The following is a 21,329-nucleotide window of genomic DNA, read 5'->3' as shown; positions in this document are numbered from 1 at the left end:
AATTCTTATTTGAATAAAAGAGCATCGATTGAAAAAATACCAGGGCCGAAAACAGCGATCGTAATCAACATTAAACAATACATAAAAGCTTTTTCCCAACTAGGCGGTTCGCCTTTACCATTTGGGCCTTCATACTGTCCTTCAGGGATTAAATAAGGATCGCGGGCGACAAAAGGTAAACCCTGTGTAATTTCTAAATAAGCCGCAAATATCATCGAGCCAAGAATAGCTATACTAACTAAAGGAGTAAGCAATCCCAAAATTAGGAAAGCGCCACCTCCAAACATGGAAAGGGCAGAAAGAAAACAGAGAAATACGGGCATTTTTAGGGAACTTGCCCATTGTTTTAAGTGTGTAATTTTGGGATAACCATGCAGCATAAATAATATGCCAGTTCCCACTCGCAATAAAAGCAGAGTAATACCCCTAATTCCAGAGGGAAACCCTAAGTAAAGGTGACTCAATAGATTCAGTCCTAAAACGTGAGATGCAGTGCTGTTTGCAAGTAATAGAGCGATCGCAAAACCGATCGCGAATTTATAGATCATAATTCATCAGCAAAATGATTAGTTGTCTTAAAAGATTCTGAGAAAAAGCTTATTTATCTAATTAAAAATATCCAATAATGAAATTGATGTGAAATAAATATAGACCAATTGTTAGAGATATATCTTAAGCCATGAGATAGAGTTTGTTTTTAGTTTTGCACTCTAAAGTGAGGTAGAACTCTGCTAAAAAAGATGAGCTATTCTCCTTATTTACTTAAAGGTCAGAAAGCCCTCGTTACGGGGGCAAGTTCTGGTATTGGCGAAGCTTCTGCACGGTGTTTAGCAAAGGCGGGTGCTTCTGTTATTGTTAATTACCATTCCGAGAAAGAAGAAGCCCAAAAGATTGTTCATGATATCATCTCTGAGGGTGGAGAAGCGATCGCTATTGGTGCCAATGTTGCTAAAGAAGATGAAGTCCAAGCAATGTTTTCTCAAATGTTGCGAGAGTTTGGCACGATCGATATTTTAGTAAACAATGCCGGACTTCAAAAAGATTCCCCTTTTGTGGATATGACTCTAGATCATTGGAATCTGGTAATTGGTGTTAATTTAACCGGGCAATTTCTCTGTGCGCGTGAAGCAGTTAAAGAATTTTTGCGTCGAGGAGTGAAACCGGATATTTCCTGCGCCGCAGGTAAAATTATTTGTATGAGTTCAGTGCATCAAGTAATTCCTTGGGCAGGTCATGTTAATTATGCCACTAGTAAAGGTGGAATCGATCTGTTAATGAAAAGTATGGCGCAGGAACTTGCACCACAGAAAATTCGAGTTAATAGTATTGCACCTGGGGCAATTAAAACTCAAATTAATACTGCTGCTTGGAATACCCCAGAAGCAGAAGCAAAATTGTTACAACTCATTCCCTCTGGTAGAGTTGGCGTTCCAGAAGATATTGGTAAGGCAGTTGTTTGGTTAGCATCAGATGATTCTGATTATGTTAATGGGACAACGCTTTTTGTTGATGGTGGTATGACGCTATATCCAGGTTTTGCGAAAGGTGGTTAGTTAGTTTTGAGTTTGTAGGGGCGGGTTTAGTAGCAAAGTCTGTGTTCATAGCAGAAGAATTAACAACAAAACCCGCCCTGGAGAAATTTTTGAGTTAAATTCTGCATTGAACATCTCCAAAAAAGAATGTAGAGACGTTGCATGCAACGTCTCTACAACGGTTCCAGGTAACGCACCTTTAATTTCTGGAGATGTCTATTTAATTCAAAACTTAAAGTTCATAACTCATAACTCGCATTAAAACTCAAAATTTGTAACTCAAAAGTTTAAGCGATGCCAACTAAAGTTTCTGTTAATTCAGGTCAGATTACAATTAATGATGGTTCTACATTTTTAGTCACCGATTCTTATGGCTGGATTGATGACAATGTAGCGCAAGGCTTTTTTGTGGCGGATACAAGATTGCTTTCTTACTATGAAGTGTCGATTAATCGCGATCGCTTACTTCTACTCGCCTCTAGTCCGATTAATCATCACAGCGCCCTTTACCAGTTTACAAATCCGAAGTTTCGTACTGTGAATGGCACAATCCCCGATGGTCGATTGATGATTGGAATTCGCCGGGATATTGTAGGAGGAATGCACGAAGATATTGACATTACAAATCATCATTCAGAACGAGTCGAATTTCAACTAATGTTGGCGATTCGTTCCGATTTTGCGGATATCTTTGAAGTGAAATCGCAACAGATTTTAACGAGAGGCGAAACCGAAACGATCTGGAAAGATGGAAAATTGACAACGGAATATCGCAATGGTTCTTTTCGTCGCGGGCTAATCACTCAACCAGAATGCTTTAGTTCTCAACCTCGTTATGCGAATGGTCGCTTATTTTTTGATGTTGTACTCGATCCGGGAGAAACCTGGCATACTTGTATTAATTTTGCGGCGATCGTTGGTGATGAAACAATTTATCCGCAAAATACTTGTGCAGTAGAACATAAGACGGAAGCAAAGCAGATTAGCAATGATTTTCTGTCTCAAGCAACGAAACTGCGATCGTCTAATGCAGAGATTACAGCTTATTATCAGCAAGCTTCGATCGATATGGCAGCATTACGGATCAAAGTCGAGGATAATGGGCATGATTTCTGGATGCCTGCGGCTGGTATTCCCTGGTTTGTTGCCGTGTTTGGACGAGATTCGGTCGTTGTTAGTATGCAGACAATGGCGGTGTATCATGAATTTGCTTATGGTACATTGTTGCGACTGGCGCAACTGCAAGCCACCGAAGTCGATGATTGGCGGGATGCCCAGCCGGGAAAGATGCTGCATGAACTACGGCGTGATGAGTTGACACAGTTGAAGCAGTTACCTTATACGCCTTACTATGGAACGATCGACACGACAATTCTGTGGATCGTTACCTTAGCAGAAGCTTATCAATGGAGTAATTATCAAAATTTGTTGCATGAATGCCGCGATCCTTTGGAAAAAGCATTAACTTGGATCGAAAAGTATGGCGATTTTGACCAAGATGGCTTTGTTGAGTATCAAACTAGTTCTTCAATGGGTTTGCGGAATCAAGGCTGGAAAGATTCGGGAGATTCGATCGTCTATCCTAATGGTAAACAGGTCGATCCGCCAATTGCTCTTTGCGAAGTTCAAGGTTACGTTTACAATGCCTGGAAAGATGCTGCTCAAATTTATGAGATTTTGGGAGAACCGGAACGGGCAAAAACTCTGCGGCAAAAAGCAGACGATTTGTATCAACGATTTAACGATCGCTTTTGGATGGAAGAAGAAGGCTTTTATTGTCTCGGTTTAGATAGTCAAAAACAGCAAATTCGATCGATCGCTTCCAATCCCGGACATTTGCTCTGGTCAGGTATTGTACCCCAAGAGCGTGCCGATCGCTTAGTTAAACGGCTATTTCGGCCCGATCTTTGGTGTGGTTGGGGGATTCGTACTTTGTCCAGCCAAAATCCTGCTTATAATCCCATTAGCTATCAATTGGGTAGCGTTTGGCCTCATGATAACTCAGCGATCGCAATGGGTTTGAAGCGATATGGTTATCATCAGGAAGCTAACCAGATTGCAGAAGGCATTTTTGCCGCTGCTAGTTACTTTGAAGCAGGGCGAATGCCCGAATTATTTGGTGGGATTGAACGTCAACCCAATGGTTTTCCAGTCCCCTATCCCGATGCAAACATACCGCAAGCTTGGGCAGCTGGATCGATTTTTCTGCTGATTCGTGCCATGTTGGGGCTAGAAGCCAATGCAGTTGAGCGATCTCTTACTGTTCAACCTGTTTTACCCGATTGGTTGCCCGACCTAGATTTGATAAATTTGCGGGTTGGTGATGCCAAGGTAACACTGCGTTTCTGGCGTGAGGGTGAACAAACCAAATGGAAAGTCATGCAGTTAGATGGTGAGTTGAACGTTTATGGGAAAGGAGATGGGGAGATAGGGAGATAGGGAGATGGGGAGATGGGGAGATAGGGAGATGGGGAGAGATCTCAATACTGCTCGGGTTTTGGGTAGGGGCGTTCGCGTAGCGTGCCGGAGGCATCAGCATTCGGGCGACAATTTATGTACTCAAACCCTAGATTTTTTGTCCGAATGCTTCGCCCTTCCAAAGCTCAAAACTCAAAACTCAAAACACAAAACTTTACTTATGAGTCACTACGATTTGATTATCATTGGCACAGGTGCAGGTGGAGGAACTTTAGCACATCGATTAGCACCGACAGGGAAAAAGATTTTGGTGTTAGAACGAGGTGATTTTCTCCCGCGAGAAAAGGCTAATTGGAGTGCGTTGGAAGTTTATCAAAAAGAACGCTATCACACCGATGAACACTGGATTGGCAATGATGGCAAGGCTTTCCGTCCCCAGACTGGATACTGGGTGGGTGGCAATACTAAAGTTTATGGTGCAGCTTTACTTCGGTTGCGCGATCGAGATTTTGGCAAGGTTATCCATAAAGAGGGAATTTCACCTGCTTGGGAACTAAGTTATCAAGACTTTGAACCTTATTACACTCAAGCAGAAAAGCTTTATGATGTGCATGGGTTACGAGGCAGCGATCCAACGGAACCGCCTGCTAGTGGAGAATATCCCTATCCTCCGGTTAGCCATGAACCGGATATGCAAGCGATCGCAGATGATATTCGTAAGCTAGGCTATTATCCATTTAATTTGCCGTTGGGTTTGAAGTTGAATGAGAGCGATACGCCTAACGGCACGGTACCCGACCGTACAAAAAGCCCCTGCATTCGATGCGATACTTTTGATGGTTATCCCTGTCTCGTCGGTGCTAAAGCAGATGCAGACATAAACGCGATTCGTCCCGCCCGCGAACAATATGATAATCTCACCTTGCTAACTCATGCAAAGGTATTGCGATTACTCACGAGTGAATCTGGGCGGGAAATTATTGGCGTTGAAACAGATGTGAATGGAGAAATTCATGTCTTTAAAAGTGACATTGTTGTAGTTGCTTGTGGTGCGATTAATTCTGCGGTGTTGCTATTACGTTCAGCTAATGATAAGCATCCCAAAGGATTAGCTAATAGTTCCGATCAGGTGGGACGAAATTTCATGAAACATCTAGCGACGGCGTTAGTGGCGTTACATTTGGAAGTTAATCATGCCAGTTTTCAAAAGACGATCGCTCTCAATGATTTTTATTGGGGTGAACCAGATTTTCCCTACCCAATGGGAATGGTACAAAATACGGGAAATGTATTAGCAGATATGCTTCCGGCAGAAGCGCCGCCGTTGATGGCTCCTTTTGTTAAACTAATTCCTAAGTTTGAACGCCATTTGTTAGCAGAGCGATCGACTGGATGGTGGTTACAAACGGAAGATTTGCCCGATCCAAATAACCGAGTGCAAGTTATTAATGGGAAAATTCATTTGAATTACACTCCCAATAATACAGAAGCAGGCGATCGTTTAATCCATCGTTGGACATCAGTTTTGAAAGCAATTGAACGCAAAGCAATGCACGTAATTCCCTTTAGTATTTATCCCCGAAATCATGTACCTGTACAAGCGGTTGCCCATCAGTGCGGCACTTGCCGATTTGGTTCAGATCCAAAAACTTCAGTCTTAGATTTAAACTGTCGCACTCACGATATCGATAATCTTTACGTAGTTGATGGAAGTTTCTTTCCCTCAAATTCGGGTGTGAATCCAACATTAACGATTATGGCGAATGCCTTACGAGTAGGCGATCGTTTAATAGAACGATTTAGGATATGACAAGGACTTTCACACTGAGATCCCCCAACCCTCTTACCAAGGGGGCTTATACCAAATCCGGTTTGATTACCCCGGTTTAGGAATTTTTATGGAACCACGTTCGCGTAGCGTGTGCGTAGCACGTAAGACACGATAGCGCAGCGAAACGCGATAGCGTTTTAGAACACGAAGGAAGAAGAAGAAGAAAATAAAGGGGGTAACTAACCCGGATTTGGTATTAGAAGGTTCCCCCCTTATTAAGGGGGGCTAGTTCGGATCTAGGTTTCCGGCTCCAGAGTGCGTAAGTCCTAATAACAACTAATTTTTGATAAATTGAGTAGGAGTTAATGACAATGAATGAGCAAAATCAAGCTATGGAACCATCAGAAGAATCGAATAAATCAAGTAATTCTCACATTATTGGAACCGGAGTCGGGGCTGTAATTGGTGGTGTTACTGGCGATGTTATTGGTAATTCAATTGCTGGTAAAGTTGGTGCAGTTGTCGGAGGTGTGGCAGGTGCGATCGCAGGTGGCATTGCCGGAAATGCGATCGCAGAGTTTACAGAAGAAATGATTGAAGAAACTAGCCCTTATTTAGGTTTAGGTGCAGATACTAAAGAAATTGAATTACCTGCCCATTACTCTTGGGAGGAATTGCAGGCATTATCTAAACTTTAAAGAAACAGGTTACTGCATTACTCGACTTAAAGCAGTGTTTGAGCGAATAAAAACATGAACACAATAGAAAAACTAACCCCTATCCCCAGCAAAAGACTTTTTCAGCAGACTCTAAGTGAAATTTGAATCTTGAGAAAGAAGTTCAATTTCTTGATGAGCAGCCTGTAAGTCCATACTATAGATTTATTAACCTGCGGCAAGTAAAATATATAACAATAAATCTATAGCAAAGATTGGAGCTATTTATGAAAACATCTCCCCAAATTGGTGGAATTTATGAGGTATGTATTGGAGTAGAGGATGCCATGCCTCTAATTCAATATTGGGGACAATTTGGTTATGAGATCGGACAAACCGGAGAATTATCACCAGAAAAAGTATATAACCTATATGGTGTTAATTCTGGATTACTTTCCTTTCGCTTATTTCACCAAGATGCAGATCACGGTTTAGTGCGCTTGATGCAGTGGGAGAACCCGACAAATGAAGGGTTAAAATTAACTTCAATGAAAGCGAAAGGAACTCGTTGGACAACTACATTAACTGCTGATGTAATGAATATTTTAAATCATGCTGAAGAGGCAGTAAAAGCAGGTTTACCAATTAAATATACTTTTCCTTATTGGGAAATTATCTATAATAAAGATAGACAAACTCGCCCTTTTATCGATCCGCCTGTCGGAGTTAGAGAAATGCTGTTACTGCAACCTTTAACTCGACAAGTTTTGTTTCAACGTTTCAATTATTCTTTGCCAAATTACGGTAAGATTAACGAAAATTCAGCTTTCAAAGCTAGTCAAATTACTCATTTAGGACTCATTGTTCAGGATGATAGCAAAGAAACTCTGCGTTTTTATGAAGAAACTTTGGGTTTGCTGCGGGTAAGAGATGATGTGGAAACTAGTTATGAAAGTTCGGAAGCGGGAAGAGAATTTTTTGATTTGCAACCTGAAGAAAAGTTTATAGTTACAGCTTTTGACGATCCTCGTTCTTCTACAACTGATTTTCAAGCTGCACGTTCTGGAAGACTTTATATTATTCGGTTTCCTGAATCTATGCCTTTGGATAGTTGTTTTGAACAAGCAAAACCAGGATCTTTAGGAATGTCTTTATACACTTACAAAGTGAGTGATATTGAAGATTATTTTCAACGAATTAAAGGAAGTAAAGTGAAAAGATTTTCGGAAATTGAAGTCAATGAATTTGGGGAAAAAAGCTTTTCTTTTGTTGCGCCAGATGGTTATTTTTGGACTTTGTTATCGTCGTAAATCCTTTTTTTGACGGCATTACATACTCATATTACAGAACGTTGATTTACCTTGATTTATGGAGAGAATTAGATAACGATGTCTAACCAAGTTTCTGAGCGCCTGGAGCAGAATGCTAAAAGAATTATGCAGATGTGGGAGAAGCGGGCGCGTGATGAAGTTGAAGCATCAATACATCACGAGTCCCTTGTGTTACAAAATTCGCTTCCTTTGTATTTAAACCAACTAGTAGATGAACTCTCAACCGAGATTGACAGGACACCTGCGAGAATAGAAGCCGATCGGATAAAGAGCAAACGCATTGGCAAGCAACATGGGCGTGAGCGGGCAGGGTATGCCGACTACTCGATGAGCGAACTGATCTTTGAGTACCATATCCTGCGTCAGGTGATTTTTGAGGTTTTAGAGGAAGAAGCGCCTTTAGAAATGAGGGAACGAGACATCATTATCAACTCGATCGAGCAAGCAGTTAATGACGCTGCTACTCAATTTTCCCAGACGCTACGAGATATTCAAGAACTATTTATGGTGACGCTGACGCACGATCTTAGAGGTTCAATTAATACTGTGAAATTGGGAACTCAACTGATTTTGCGTCGGCTGGAACGAGGAGATTCTCATGTGGAAGTGGCGGCGAGAATGATCGGTGCGATCGATCGCATGGATTCGATGATTCAAAATCTACTTGATGCAAGTCGGCTGCGGGCAGGGCAAAGCTTAAAACTGGAATTTGAGGAATGCGATTTACACAGGCTTGTCCAAGAGTTAGTAGAGGATTTGAGATTCACTTATGGAGAACGGTTTATAATCGTTTCGGATTCTCATGTTATAACCTATTGCAGCCCTAAAGAAATGCGGCGGGTAATTGAAAATATAGCGATTAACGCTGTGAAGTATAGTACTCCTAATACACCGATTACACTTACGATCGAGCAAACTGAAACACACATCAACCTTACTGTTCATAACGAGGGAAATCCGATCGATCCAGATGCTCAATCTATTCTATTTCAACAATTTCGTCGAACTATCTCTGCTAACGAACAAACAGGATGGGGATTAGGATTATTTTTGGCTAAGCGGATTACTGAAGCACATCAAGGAACGATTGAGGTTGAAAGTACCCAAGTCAAGGGGACGAGCTTTATCATCAAATTACCAAAAGTTCCTTGAAAAGGGCATTAGCGTTTATATTCCAAAAATTATATAATAAATTTATTCTGCTTCGAGAATCGGAATTTTCTCCTAAATGCTTTGCCCCAGATGGTTATTTTTTCACACTGTATGTGAATTTTACAAGGGTTTTTGTTTATGTTTAACAGAGTTAATAGTTCGATTCTTTTAATGAGTTTAATCGTTGTTATTTGCCTTGGTAATTTGGTGAATGCACAGGCAAAACTCACAGATCGATCGCAAGTATTTATCAATAGCATTGGCCCAATTCGAGTGGGAATGACTGTTAATCAAGCCGCACAAGCTGCGGGAACAAAGTTAGTTCAAATAGGAAGTGGCGGTGAAGAAGGTGGTTGTTTATACTTTCAACCACAAAGAGAACCAAAAGGTGTCAGTTTCATGGTAATTAATAATCGAATTGCTAGAATTGATATTCGGGAAAACAAACGAATTACTACTGGAAAAGGTGCGAAAATTGGAGATACTGAAACTAGAATTAAGTCGCTTTATCCGGGACAAATTCAAGTAACTCCTCATAAATATGTCCAAAATGGGCATTACTTAACTTTTGTTCCCAAAGATAGTGTAGATAAAAATTATCGCTTGTTGTTTGAAACTGATGGAACTCGCGTTACTCAATACCGAGCTGGTAAGCTTCCAGAAGTGGAATTTGTCGAAGGATGTCTTTAGTTTAAAAAGGCAAAAAGCAGAAGGAAAGAAAAAAGATTTTAATTTATTTAATCAAGGCGATATCGGATTAGTTTTCGGATTTTGTCGAGAGGTAAGTTAAGTTCTTGAGCGATCGCTTTTTCCACTTCTACAAATTCGATTACTGGATATTCAAACTCTAGTTCTATTAGGGATGAACCTGCTGTTTTTACAGTGACTTCTGTATTTTTATTTCGCCGATCGATCTCTGCATCGATCGCTAAAACTGTAAATGCTAAAGTTACCTTTGTTTGTTGTACTTGTTTACTATCTAACTCAGCTTTGATGGTGTAAGTTTGACTCAACACATTACCATTGAGCCATTGTGTACCATACCAAACTCCCAGCGTTATTAAAAACAAAGGTAGCCAAAATTCTAACCATAATTTAGCCAGACCAGTTAGCCAACGTAGGGATTTCATAGATGGTAAAATTTATTACTAAAACCATCACTGTATTTTAAACTAAGTTGTTGACTGATGAAAATTCTCTTTGTAGAAGATGATTTAATCCAGTTAGAAGCACTTTCTGCGGCTATGACTAAAGTGGGGCACATTGTTGATGCTGTCAGTGATGGCGAAACTGCTAGTTGGTTGCTTAGGGAAAGAGAATATGATTTATTGATTTTAGATTGGATGTTACCAAAAGTTAGTGGCGTTCATTTATGTCAACAATATCGCCAAGCTGGTAAAACTGCTCCTGTTTTATTTCTCACGGCTAAAGATGCAATTTTGGATAAAGTAACAGGATTAGATGCAGGTGCAGATGATTATTTGGTGAAGCCTGTAAATGTGACAGAATTATTAGCAAGAGTAAGGGCGTTGGCGAGGCGTTCTCCACTTTGGCAAGGTGATATTTTGCAATTAGCAGATTTAGAATTGCATCCCAGCTTACTAATAGTTAAACGACAAGAGAAAACAATTCAACTTTCAACTAGAGAATTTCAACTAATGGAATATTTGATGCGCCATCCCCGGCAAATTTTGACTCGCGATCGGATTGAACAAGCTTTGTGGGAATGGAATATGGAACCGGAAAGTAAAGCTGTTACTATTTTAGTGCATCGTCTTCGTCAAAGATTACAAGCAGTTGATGCCGAAGATTGGTTACAAACAGTTTACGGCATGGGTTATCGTTTAGCATCTCCTGATTCACTTTTAGTTTAATGTTTTCTCGCAGTCGGCAAAATTTAGCACGTTGGTTTACCCTATCAATGGGTAGCGTTTTTTTGGTGTTTGTTGGGCTTTTTTATTTGCGAGAAGCTCGCGATCGCTTGCAATTTTTCGATCGCACACTATTCAACATCAGTCAAATTATGGCAGCAAATGTTGAAGAAATAGTGTATCAGAATCAACAGCAAATTGACTTAGAAAATGTTCCCATTTTAGGCAAAGATGCGATTATATTAGATAGCGAAGTTTTATTTGCTCGTTGGTACAATCGTGAAAAACAATTATGGCAATTTGTTGGCCCAATTCCGCCACTAACATTAAAGGATAAATCAGGATTTGAAACTATTCCGGGTGAGACAGCTAATTACACCGGAAGATTACGCCAGCTGACTTTGCCAGTTTATCGAGAAGGAAAACTTTTGGGATATTTGCAAATAGCTGCTTCTTTAGCGCCAGTTGAAGCACCTTTGCGACAGTTACAGTTATTTCTAGTTATTGTTGTTCCTTGTATGTTAATAACTATTGCTTTAATTGGTTGGTTTTTAGGCGGTGCAGCAATGCAACCAATCCGACAATCCTATCAACAATTACAACAATTTACGGCAGATGCTTCTCACGAATTACGCGCACCTTTAGCGGGAATTGTGAGTAATGCCCAGGTAGGATTGATGGAACCGATCGATCCCGAAGAACAAAGTTTTCGACTGCAAACAATTTCAAAAGTTGCCGAGTCAATGGGTGTATTAATTGGACATTTGTTGTTTCTCGCCCGAAATGAAGGAAAACTGCCACCAGAAGCACTTCGTTATACAGATTTGGTGACTTTGTTGCAAACATTTTTAGAGGAATATCATCAACAAACAGCCACCAAAAATTTAGCTTTTAGCAGTAATTTACCCGATCGCCCTTTAATTGTCAAAGTAGAACCCGACTTAATCCGCCAAGCAATAATTAACCTTTTGAGTAATGCTTGTCGTTACACTTTGTCAGGGGGAAAAATTGAACTTTCAATCATTTCTCAACCTCGATGGGTATTAATTCAAGTTAAAGATACAGGTATTGGTATTGGGGAAGAAGATTTGCCGAGAATTTTCGATCGCTTTTATCGAGTAGACAAAGTGCGAACATCCCAAACCGGAGGATTTGGGCTAGGTTTAGCAATTACTAGTCAAATTATCACCGCACACAATGGACAAATCTCTGTCAAAAGCACTTTAGGCAAAGGTTCAACTTTTGAAATTCGGTTGCCAATTTCTCGTTGAAACCTTCTTGTTACTTTTACCTGCCAATCTATTAAATAAGGCAGAGGACAAAAAGAAGGTGAAATGGTGAGAATAAATTTTTATCTCCCCTGTTCCTCTGTCTTCTTAATAAATAGATGGGAGGTTTTTATGAAAAAAATTGTTCTAGGAATACTTGCTTTAACAGCGGTTTTAGCAGTGGGGTCGATCGCGATCGCCCAAAGCAAAATTCGGGATTTACAGAACGCCAACAGCACAACTATCACCGGAAAAATTGTCCAACTCGGAGATGATGAATTTATCATTGACGATGGTACAGGTCAACTTTTAGTAGATGCAGAAAAAAGTACTTTGCGAACAGCAAATCTCAAAAACGGTGAAACCGTAACCGTTAGGGGAAGAGCCGATGATGATGAGTTTAATGCAATTAGTATTACTCGTGCCAATGGTCAAATCATTTATGTTTTTGATGATTGATTTTCGGAAGTATTACTAACAATAACACGGTGAGGAAATCTGCAACTATATCAAAGATCAAAAAGAATGCAACAAATCGGAGAACCCCCTAAATCCCCCTTAATAAGGGGGACTTAAAATTCAGTTTTTTCCCCCCTTAATAAGGGGGACTTAAAATTCAGTTTTTTCCCCCCTTTGTAAGCAGGGCTAATTCATTTTCAACGGAGAAATTGATTTGTGAAGGAGAGATAATGCAAACAACGGAAAAATCATCTTTCCCCTTGTCCCCTTGTCTCCTTGTCCCCTTGTCCCCCCATCCGGTTAATTTTATTTGATGACCATGAATTAGCCCTGCCCTTTGTAAGGGGGGTTAGGGGGGTCAAACGTAGCAGACTTTTAGGTAATTGATATTATCCAAGAAACGAGGTTGAAAATTTTGAGGTGAGAATGTTATCTGTTGGTGTGTTGATAGATCTCTGGTGGCGATCGGAAGCTGGAGGTCATGTAAAATGTTGGGAAAGATTTGCTGAAGCAGCAATTTCATTTAATAATAAACTGGATCTAACCCTCTATTTTCTGGGTGCAAAAAACCAAGTTATTCCTCTTGCTGATAATGTTCGCTATAGCATTCACTCGCCAATTTTTGGAACTCAATGTTTGACATTTTTCGATCGGATGACAGAACATACCGATCTGGCACCAATAAATCCTCGGTTGTTTTCTCATCTGCAAAAACATGATATTTTGCACGTTACCCATCCTCTATTTACTTTAAGTCAAACCGCCCGAATTTTCGCCCAAGATTCAGGGAAGTTTTTGATAGCTTCTCTGCATACTGATGTTCCCAACTATAGCCAAATTTATACAGCTGATGTTGTGCGTCGGATGTTTGGTAATGGATGGTTAAGTCGCACTTTGTTAGAAAAATTCCACGTAGATGAAATAACTAAATGTTTTACAATGCGGAAGTTACAACGTTATTTAACTCAGTGCGATTATGTTTTAGTTTCGCAACCTTCTGACTACGAAAAAGTAGCAGAAATTTTGCCAAAACAGCGGCTTTCCTATTTGCGGCGAGGTGTTAATCGTCAGTTGTTTAATCCGGGAAAACGCGATCGCACCAAGCTACAACATCTTTATAAAATACCACAGGAAAAATTTATTCTCTTATTTGTTGGGTGGTTAGATACTTGTAAAAATGTGCAAACATTTGCCCAAGCTGTGAAAATTTTACTAGACTTAAATTATCCGGTTCATGCGTTAATGGCTGGAGAAGGAAACAATGCTAAAGAAATTCAAGATTTACTCGGTTCATCTGTCACTCTTCCGGGCGTTTTACCTCAATCAACTCTCGCTTGGTTATATGCTAGTGCAGACTTATTTGTGTTTCCTTCACAAACAGAGATTTACAGCAATGCGGTGATGGAAGCAAAGGCATCGGGACTTCCGGTTTTAGTTTCCTCTCAAGGCGGTACAGCACAACTGATTAATCAATCTGGTGAGGATGGTTTAGTTATTAATCAGGATACAGCGGAAGCTTGGGCAAAGGCGATCGCTTCTTTAATTAACGATCGCGAAAAATTGTTTACCATGCGACAAGCAACTTATCAACAAAGCTTAAAACAATCTCCCTCTTGGGAAACTGTTCTAGCAGAAGACCTCCTATCAGTATGGCTTCTAGCAGAAGATCTCTTATCAGTATGGCAATCATTCGATTTTATATTTTAAAATTTGATTATGATTCTTCCGCTTCCGGGATGGGAAATCTCTCCCCAGCTAAATAAGCCTCAAAATGCTTTTTAAAATATGTCCAAGAAGTCATATCATCATCTAAAGGAGATTTCGGTGCATTTTTATATAAAGGCACCCGCGTGTTAATTTCATCTTGCAATAATTGAGGTAAATCAGTAAATTCTTTCACCTTCAAACCACAAGCACTGTAAATTAAATTACCTACTCTATTTCCCATTTTCATCCAAGGTAGCCAAGGGCCGATTCTATCCCAAGAAATAAACATTTCCGAAACCGTAACTGTATCTGGATTTTCTAAATCTTTAGTCGGAACTGTCAGTTTAAATAATTCCGCAGCTTGATAAGTTTCTTGGGGACTATAATCACTAAAACTTTCATCTTTGGCTAAAGAATTGGGATAAGTAGGAAATAAATCAAAGACAAAAGTGGTAATTTCACCGTTTACTTGTCCGGGAAACTTGCCTTTAAAATGTCCTTCTACTGGACTATTAGCTACATGAACTACAGTCACAGTTTCCCCTGTCCAAGGGTTTTCCCATTTATGCAAGATTTCGTCTGTTTGGGGGTCAAGATAATAAGTTAATTCCCGTGAGGTAAAATCCCATGTTTCGTCATCATTGGCGATACATCTACTAACACTCATTCCGACAATATTAAACAGGCGTTTCTTTTTTTCACCAGGAACAAAAGAGTAAATCGAACCCGTCCAAGTGAGAAAAGTTTGGTTTCCATCCAGGGAAGAACGCACTTTTACCCATTCTTTAGTGTCAAATTCTTTCACTCGATCGATCATCTGTTAATCCTCTCAATAAATAATTGTTTGTTGCCACTCTTTCTTCAAGATAACGAAAGAACAATAGCCACAAAGGTAGAGAAGCATTTAAAGCAATTAATCGAATTAAATGCCCTGCTGTAACTACTTCCACATTATGATTTAAAGAGAGGGCGACTAAGATCATTTCTGCTGCGCCTCCGGGTGCGGTGACTAACATACAAGTTAGCCAATCCCAAGGAGTTAATAGCGTGGCAAACCCAGCTGCAATAAATCCGGCTACAATAGTTAAGCTTACAGGAATTAAAGCATAAAATATGGTTCTTTTCTTAATTTTCGGATTGTTTCCCCAAGATTCACCAATGCTAATTCCTAGTAATGCTTGACCGATTAAGTTAACGAGATAAGGGGGAGTAAAGTTAATTTCATCCAGAAATGGTACAAGATTTAAGCAATAGCTAAAACTTATACCTACCAATAATGCACCAAAGAAAAAAGGAGTGGGAATTTGCCATTTTTTCGCTAGTTGTACTACCAAAAAGGTGCAAATTAAGAGAATAATTAGCAAGAGTAAGGATAAAGTATCTGTAGGAAACAAATTTTTGATGAAGCTGCTTACAGAAGTACCATTACTATTTGCTAATGACCGGGCTAAGATTGGTATAATAATGACAACGCTGGTAACTCTGATTACTTGAACTAGGGAAACGAGGGAAACATCTTTATTATATTCGGCAGCAAAGCTGGACATAATTCCTACACCACCAGGAGTAGTAGCTAACATGGCTGTGAAGATGTTTGTGCGGCTAACTTTGGAGAAAAACCAGCCAGTAAATACGCCAGTTATCATAATAAACAGCGTTAAAAATAAGAAGGTTGGTAATTCCGAGTAAACTGCTTCGAGGTTGCCGTTAGTTATGGAAAAGCCGATCGTAGTTCCAACTAATGCTTGTCCGATTTTTCTGGCTATTGGATGTGGTTTAATCTCCCATTTAGTGAAGCGCGAAGTATAAATTGTTAAGGCACCAGCCGCAATACCGCCAAATATCCAAGCAATTCCTCCGATCGGGAAAATTTTACCAAAAGCGAAACCTAAAGGTAAAGAAAGAAGTAGTTCTACACCCAGAGTTACTAACGAGTTTTTTGCTATTCTATTGTTCACAGTTAAGTTTTTCCTATCTCCTAAGTTAATTGCAGATATTACACCAAGAGGCAGAGTCTCTGGTTTTCGTTCCCAGGTTCAACCAGGGAACGAGAGCGATCAAAGAATTGATTTTGGCGATAAAGTTTTGATTTGAGTTGCTGTTAATAAAGCAAGTTTGACTAAATATGTACTGGTAGCCATTTTTAGTTAAATTGTGATTCTTTTGCTTTAATAATAGCATTAATACTTAAATTAAGCTTCTTCCGCTCGCATAAATTCTTGTTCTATTTGGCGATATTTGGGAATACCGATGAATTCTTGGAAATCTTTGAAATTTACTAATTGATTAAAATCAGCTGTGGTTCCATGTTCTTTCAATTGACGGAAACAAGCAGTCATTACCTGAGTTGTAGCTAAAAGTCCGGTGACGGGGAAAAAGGCTATTTTGAAACCGATTTCTTGTAATTCTGGAGCAGAAATTTCCGGGGTTTTTCCACCTTCGACGATGTTAGCAACTAATGGGACATTGGGGAAGGTTTTTGCGATCGCTCTGAGTTCCTCCACCGACTGCGGCGCTTCCACAAATAACACATCTGCGCCAGCCTCAATATAAGCCTTTCCCCGGCGAAAAGCTTCATCTAAACCCAATGGCCCACGCGCATCAGTTCGGGCGATAATTACTAAACTGCTGTCTCCTCGTGCTTTCAGGGCGGCGCGAATTTTTCCGGCGTGTTCCGCCATTGAAATGACTCTTTTCCCTTCAAAATGACCGCATTTTTTCGGCCATTCTTGGTCTTCCAAAATGATGCCAGCTAAACCCAATTGTGTTGCATCTTTAACTATTCGCATTACATTTAAAACATTACCATAACCAGTGTCCATATCCGCAATTAAAGGAATAGTTATTGATTGGGCGATTCTGCCTACACTGTATAACATTTCCGTTGCCGTGAGAAAACCGTAATCTGGTAAACCAAGAGTGGAAGCAGCAATCCCAAAACCGCTGGTAGCGGCAACTTCAAAACCTAATTGTTCGACGATTTTGGCACCTAAACAATCATAAACTCCAGGGATAACGATAATTTCGGGACGTTCAATTAATTGACGCAATTTTTGTCCAGCAGACATAGAAGTAATTTTGTGAGAGATAGATTTATGATGACTTATTTGTAGGGGCGCGTTCGTCTGATGAAATTGTCCGACGTGGATTAGTGGAACGATCGCTAACTTAAATCTCTGCCTAAAAGTTACTATCCTTCATCGATTGAGCTACGGTATGGTTGATTTGTCTTAATTTAAAGCTCGAACACAGTCTTCTCAAGTTCATTCCAACTTCGGAGACAGCAACCATGCCATCGGACAAGAAAAAACCTCTGGGAACTTCTCGGCGCTGGTTCCTGGGACAAGCTCTCACAGCTGCGGGGACAGCGATCGTAGCGCCTAAAGTACTTGATAATGTTAATGTTGCTGAGGCTCAACAAATGTCAAGCAATTCCCTCCGGGACGGTAAAACCGAACGCAATTCTCCCATTCAAGGAGAAACGCCAGTCACACTTACCATTAATGGACAAACTCAAACGGTTCGGATTGAACCGCGTGTCACATTATTAGATGTATTACGGGAAAGGTTGGGATTGACAGGCACGAAAAAAGGTTGCGATCATGGGCAATGTGGTGCCTGTACGGTGCTGGTAGATGGCGATCGCGTTTATTCCTGTCTTTCCCTTGCCATTATGCAGGAAGGTCGATCGATTACCACTATTGAAGGTTTAGCCAAAGGCGAACAACTGCATCCCGTTCAAGCAGCATTTATTGAAAATGATGGTTTCCAGTGCGGATATTGTACACCAGGGCAAATCTGTGCGTCGGTTGCCTTATTAAATGAAGTTAACCGGGGTTGTGCCAGTGCGGTGACAGCCGATCTAACTCGTCCACCCCAACTGGCAACGCTTTCGGAAGCGGAGATCAAAGAACGACTGAGTGGTAATCTCTGTCGCTGTAGTGCTTACAACGGTATTGTGGCATCTGTACAACAAGCAGCAGGACAAACTCCTCCTTCTCCTGCGGCTACAATGCTGGTTGAGGAGGTAGCAGGATGAAGAATTTTGCTTATGTTCGGGCTACCTCGACTGAAGATGCGGTGCAGCAGTCGCAAACTACGCAAAATGCCCAATTTATTGCCGGGGGGACTAATCTGGTCGATCGCCTAAAAGTATTTCTCGATCGACCCGATCGACTGATTGATGTCTCTCGTTTAGATCTTAAGCAAATCGAAGCGACAAAAGAGGGAGGCATTCGTATCGGCGCACTAGCAACCAATACAGCTGTTGCCGATCATCCCCAGATTCGCCGTGATTATCCCCTATTGTCTCGCGCCATTCTATCGGGAGCCTCCCAGCAAATTCGCAACATGGCAACCGTCGGTGGTAATTTGTTGCAACGCACTCGTTGTCCTTACTACTACGACCCCGTGTTTGCTTGTAATAAAAGACAACCAGGAAGTGGTTGTCCCGCAATCCCAGGAATCAACCGGATGCACGCGATTTTAGGAGCTAGCGATAGTTGCATTGCCGTTCATCCCTCCGATATGTGCGTTGCATTGGCAGCGTTGGATGCAGTTGTAGAAGTGGAAAGCACCAAAGGACGGCGACAGATTCCGTTTAATGACTTTCATCGTTTACCGGGTGATGCGCCTGAGCGGGATACTAATTTGGAACCTGGAGATCTGATTACGGCTGTGATTCTGCCACCTGTGTCCTTTGCGAAAACGGGAATTTATCTTAAGTTGCGCGATCGAGCTTCCTATTCCTTTGCCTTGATTTCGGTGGCAGCTGCGATCGACCTATCTGGAGAAAGCATCCGGGATGCTCGTTTGGCGTTGGGTGGAGTCGCCCATAAACCTTGGCGCTCGATCGAAGCAGAAACTTTCCTCAAAGGCAAACCCGCTACAGTTGAGACATTCCAACAAGCCGCAGAGATAGCATTGCAAGGAGCGAAACCCCTAGATCATAACGGTTTCAAAGTAAACATGGCAAAACGGGCAATCAAACGGGCGCTTACCATTTCAGCACAGGGAGGAGGTGTAGCATGAACAAGGTGATCGGGACTGCGGTTAGTCGTACAGATGGACTGGCTAAGGTGACTGGAAAAGCCACCTATACTGGAGAACAACAGATTCCAGGGTTAGTGTATGGGTATTTGGTGACATCTGCGATCGCCAAAGGACGGATTCGATCGATCTCCACCGAAGCCGCCCAAAAAGCACCCGGAGTAATTGCCGTCATTACCCACAAAAACGCCCCCAAAGTATTCAAACCCACCAATAACTTCATCACCAGCAAAATCTACGAAGCTCGCCTACCCCTATCCGACGAACAGGTACATTATGGCGGACAGATTATTGGGTTGGTAGTAGCCGATACCTTTGAACGGGCGCGAGATGCAGCCCAACTGCTGCAAGTAGAGTACGACATAGAAACACCATTGGTCAATTCTGCCAAAGCCACCTACAAAGCTGCGAACAGTATGTTTGGTGAAGAAATGGCATTTCGCAAAGGGGAGTTTTCTAGCGGAACAGGGGTAACAGAACCAGCGACTATAGAAGCAACTTACACCACTTCCACCGAACTTCATGTGCCGATGGAACCCCATGCCATCATTGCCCACTGGCAGGAAGATGCACTAACGATTTACGAACCATCTCAGTGGGTGGCGGGAATCCAGCGTACCTACGCCGAACTGTTTGGTATTCCCTCAGAAAAGGTGCGAATTGTTACTCCCTACATCGGTGGTGCATTTGGTTCTAAGGTATACCCCTGGCCTCACAGTATATTGTGTGCCGCTGTTGCGCGTCAGATACAGCGTCCCCTGAAGGTAGTGGTGAGCCGACGGCAGATGACTGCTAACACCGGACATCGATCGGAAACGGAACAAACAGTAAAGTTGACAGCGACGAAAGATGGAAAGTTGGATGCGATCGTCCACACCGCCAAATCCGTCACTTCCCCGGTCGATATGTTCCCTGAACCCTGCACCAATATCACCCCAGTCATGTACGCCGCGCCCAATATGCAGGTAAACCAGACTGTTGCCACATTAAACGTGGGCACTCCGACATTCATGCGGGCACCGGGCGAAACCCCTGGAATGTGGGCGATGGAATCGGCAATGGATGAACTGGCATGGAAACTCAACCTCGATCCGGTGGAACTGCGGCTTAAAAACGAAACCACAACCCACTTGCGGAAAAACCTCCCCTTTTCCAGCAAGCATTTTGCCGACTGCCTCAAAGAAGGAGCCAAACGTTTCGGCTGGCAGAATCGTCCTCGCCAACCTCGCACCCTCACCCGCGATGGTAAATTGATTGGGTGGGGAATGGCAGCGGCTACCTATCCAGCTTTGCGGGGAAACGCCACAGTCAAGGTACGGCTGTTGCCCGATGGTCGAGTAAATGTATTGACATCCGCCAATGACATGGGTACTGGAACCTATACCCTGATCGCAATTATGACGGCGGAAACTTTGGGAGTATCGGTAGATAAAGTGAGCGTGGAAATCGGCGATTCCCTCTTCCCCGATGGCGGCTTAGCTGGGGGTTCGCAAATGACGGCTTCCCTCGCTCCTGCTGTGCAACAAGCTTGTCAGAACTTGCTCAAGTCCGGGAAGTTTACCAATACAAAAGAGGCGATCAAAGAATTACAAAGTTCTGGACGAGCCGCAGTGGAAGCTACAGGCTCGTCTGCGCCCAGTGAAGAGGGCAAAAACTGGGCGTTTCAATCCTGGGGGGCTCATTTTTGTGAAGTGTCGATCGATGAAGAAATAGGAAGATTGCGGGTAACGCGCTGGGTATCGGTGATGGACATCGGGCAGGTAATGAATGCCAAAGCTGCTGCTAGCCAGATTCGGGGCGGCGTAATCATGGGCATTGGGGAAGCACTAATGGAAGAGTGCGTGTTTGACCCCAACACAGGACAACCTGTGGTCTATGACTTGGCAACTTACCATTATCCCAGCCACGCTGATATTCCCCGCATTGATGTAACGTTTGTGGGTAAACCGGATCTAACGTTTAATCCCTTGGGCGCTCGCGGGGGTGGTGAAATTGGCATTACCGGGGTTGCTGCTGCGGTTGCTAATGCGGTTTACCACGCAACAGGCAAACGGTTCCGCAATTTACCGATCGCTCCTGATAAGTTGATGGCGTAGGGGGGATGGGGGGATGGGG

General features: G+C 42.0%; 19 protein-coding genes. 14 read left to right on the top strand and 5 right to left on the bottom strand.

Features of this window, described 5'->3' with window-relative positions; all coding sequences use genetic code 11:
• Positions 1-5: 5 nt before the first annotated feature.
• Positions 6-548: a DoxX family protein gene (locus IQ264_RS21220; protein ID WP_193982795.1), complete on the bottom strand. Its 543-nt coding sequence runs from the start codon at positions 546-548 to the stop codon at positions 6-8.
• Between the two features lie 192 nt (positions 549-740).
• Here IQ264_RS21220 and IQ264_RS21215 point away from each other — a divergent pair, with 192 nt between their 5' ends.
• From IQ264_RS21215 to IQ264_RS21185, 7 genes are all read left to right on the top strand, one after another.
• Positions 741-1,553 (top strand): SDR family oxidoreductase, encoded by an 813-nt coding sequence (locus IQ264_RS21215; protein WP_193982794.1) that lies wholly within the window; start codon positions 741-743, stop codon positions 1,551-1,553.
• Positions 1,554-1,826: 273 nt separating this feature from the next.
• Positions 1,827-3,971, top strand: a complete 2,145-nt coding sequence (locus IQ264_RS21210; RefSeq protein ID WP_193982793.1) for an amylo-alpha-1,6-glucosidase — start codon at positions 1,827-1,829, stop codon at positions 3,969-3,971.
• A 199-nt stretch (positions 3,972-4,170) separates the two neighbouring features.
• Positions 4,171-5,760 carry a GMC oxidoreductase gene (locus tag IQ264_RS21205; RefSeq protein WP_193982792.1) on the top strand — a complete coding sequence of 530 codons (1,590 nt, stop codon included), beginning with the start codon at positions 4,171-4,173 and terminating at the stop codon, positions 5,758-5,760.
• A 332-nt stretch (positions 5,761-6,092) separates the two neighbouring features.
• Complete coding sequence (locus IQ264_RS21200; RefSeq protein ID WP_193982791.1) at positions 6,093-6,419, top strand: hypothetical protein; 327 nt, start codon at positions 6,093-6,095, stop codon at positions 6,417-6,419.
• A 245-nt stretch (positions 6,420-6,664) separates the two neighbouring features.
• Positions 6,665-7,687: a VOC family protein gene (locus tag IQ264_RS21195; RefSeq protein WP_193982790.1), complete on the top strand. Its 1,023-nt coding sequence runs from the start codon at positions 6,665-6,667 to the stop codon at positions 7,685-7,687.
• Positions 7,688-7,765: 78 nt separating this feature from the next.
• Complete coding sequence (locus IQ264_RS33100; RefSeq protein ID WP_228061698.1) at positions 7,766-8,860, top strand: sensor histidine kinase; 1,095 nt, start codon at positions 7,766-7,768, stop codon at positions 8,858-8,860.
• A gap of 138 nt (positions 8,861-8,998) precedes the next feature.
• Positions 8,999-9,550, top strand: coding sequence for a hypothetical protein (locus tag IQ264_RS21185; protein ID WP_193982789.1), 552 nt, complete (start codon positions 8,999-9,001; stop codon positions 9,548-9,550).
• A 47-nt stretch (positions 9,551-9,597) separates the two neighbouring features.
• Here IQ264_RS21185 and IQ264_RS21180 read toward each other — a convergent pair whose 3' ends face one another.
• Positions 9,598-9,990: a hypothetical protein gene (locus IQ264_RS21180; protein ID WP_193982788.1), complete on the bottom strand. Its 393-nt coding sequence runs from the start codon at positions 9,988-9,990 to the stop codon at positions 9,598-9,600.
• A 57-nt stretch (positions 9,991-10,047) separates the two neighbouring features.
• Here IQ264_RS21180 and IQ264_RS21175 point away from each other — a divergent pair, with 57 nt between their 5' ends.
• The 4 genes from IQ264_RS21175 (at position 10,048) to IQ264_RS21160 (ending at position 14,165) form a co-directional block, all read left to right on the top strand.
• A complete protein-coding gene (locus IQ264_RS21175) occupies positions 10,048-10,734 on the top strand; it encodes a response regulator transcription factor (RefSeq protein ID WP_193982787.1) in 687 nt (228 codons plus the stop codon).
• Positions 10,734-12,002 (top strand): sensor histidine kinase, encoded by a 1,269-nt coding sequence (locus IQ264_RS21170; RefSeq protein WP_193982786.1) that lies wholly within the window; start codon positions 10,734-10,736, stop codon positions 12,000-12,002. The genes IQ264_RS21175 and IQ264_RS21170 overlap by 1 nt, the downstream gene beginning before the upstream one ends.
• A 129-nt stretch (positions 12,003-12,131) precedes the next feature.
• A complete protein-coding gene (locus IQ264_RS21165; RefSeq protein WP_193982785.1) occupies positions 12,132-12,458 on the top strand; it encodes a NirD/YgiW/YdeI family stress tolerance protein in 327 nt (108 codons plus the stop codon).
• Between the two features lie 426 nt (positions 12,459-12,884).
• Positions 12,885-14,165 carry a glycosyltransferase gene (locus IQ264_RS21160; protein WP_193982784.1) on the top strand — a complete coding sequence of 427 codons (1,281 nt, stop codon included), beginning with the start codon at positions 12,885-12,887 and terminating at the stop codon, positions 14,163-14,165.
• Between the two features lie 7 nt (positions 14,166-14,172).
• Here the strand turns inward: IQ264_RS21160 and IQ264_RS21155 are convergent, their stop codons facing one another.
• The 3 genes from IQ264_RS21155 to IQ264_RS21145 form a co-directional block, all read right to left on the bottom strand.
• Entirely contained in the window at positions 14,173-14,982 is an 810-nt protein-coding gene (locus IQ264_RS21155; protein ID WP_193982783.1) for a DUF1838 domain-containing protein, read from the bottom strand.
• A complete protein-coding gene (locus IQ264_RS21150; protein ID WP_193982782.1) occupies positions 14,957-16,123 on the bottom strand; it encodes an AbrB family transcriptional regulator in 1,167 nt (388 codons plus the stop codon). Before IQ264_RS21150 ends, IQ264_RS21155 begins: the two co-directional genes overlap by 26 nt.
• 234 nt (positions 16,124-16,357) lie before the next feature.
• A complete protein-coding gene (locus IQ264_RS21145) occupies positions 16,358-17,233 on the bottom strand; it encodes an isocitrate lyase/PEP mutase family protein (RefSeq protein ID WP_193982781.1) in 876 nt (291 codons plus the stop codon).
• Positions 17,234-17,454: 221 nt separating this feature from the next.
• On the opposite strand from IQ264_RS21145, the gene IQ264_RS21140 reads away from it, so the two are divergent.
• Genes IQ264_RS21140 through IQ264_RS21130 form a run of 3 tightly spaced genes read left to right on the top strand, consistent with a single transcriptional unit; the run spans position 17,455 to position 21,310 of the window.
• On the top strand, positions 17,455-18,204 hold the full coding sequence (locus tag IQ264_RS21140) for a (2Fe-2S)-binding protein (RefSeq protein ID WP_193982780.1): 750 nt from the start codon (positions 17,455-17,457) through the stop codon (positions 18,202-18,204).
• A complete protein-coding gene (locus tag IQ264_RS21135) occupies positions 18,201-19,196 on the top strand; it encodes an FAD binding domain-containing protein (protein WP_193982779.1) in 996 nt (331 codons plus the stop codon). Before IQ264_RS21140 ends, IQ264_RS21135 begins: the two co-directional genes overlap by 4 nt.
• Positions 19,193-21,310, top strand: a complete 2,118-nt coding sequence (locus IQ264_RS21130; RefSeq protein WP_193982778.1) for a xanthine dehydrogenase family protein molybdopterin-binding subunit — start codon at positions 19,193-19,195, stop codon at positions 21,308-21,310. The genes IQ264_RS21135 and IQ264_RS21130 overlap by 4 nt, the downstream gene beginning before the upstream one ends.
• Positions 21,311-21,329 lie beyond the last annotated feature (19 nt).

Source organism: [Phormidium] sp. LEGE 05292, assembly GCF_015207735.1.
Classification (GTDB): Bacteria; Cyanobacteriota; Cyanobacteriia; order Cyanobacteriales; family Aerosakkonemataceae; genus Floridanema.
The sequence above is the reverse complement of the archived record's forward strand: the minus strand, read 5'-3'. Positions and strand labels throughout refer to the sequence as shown.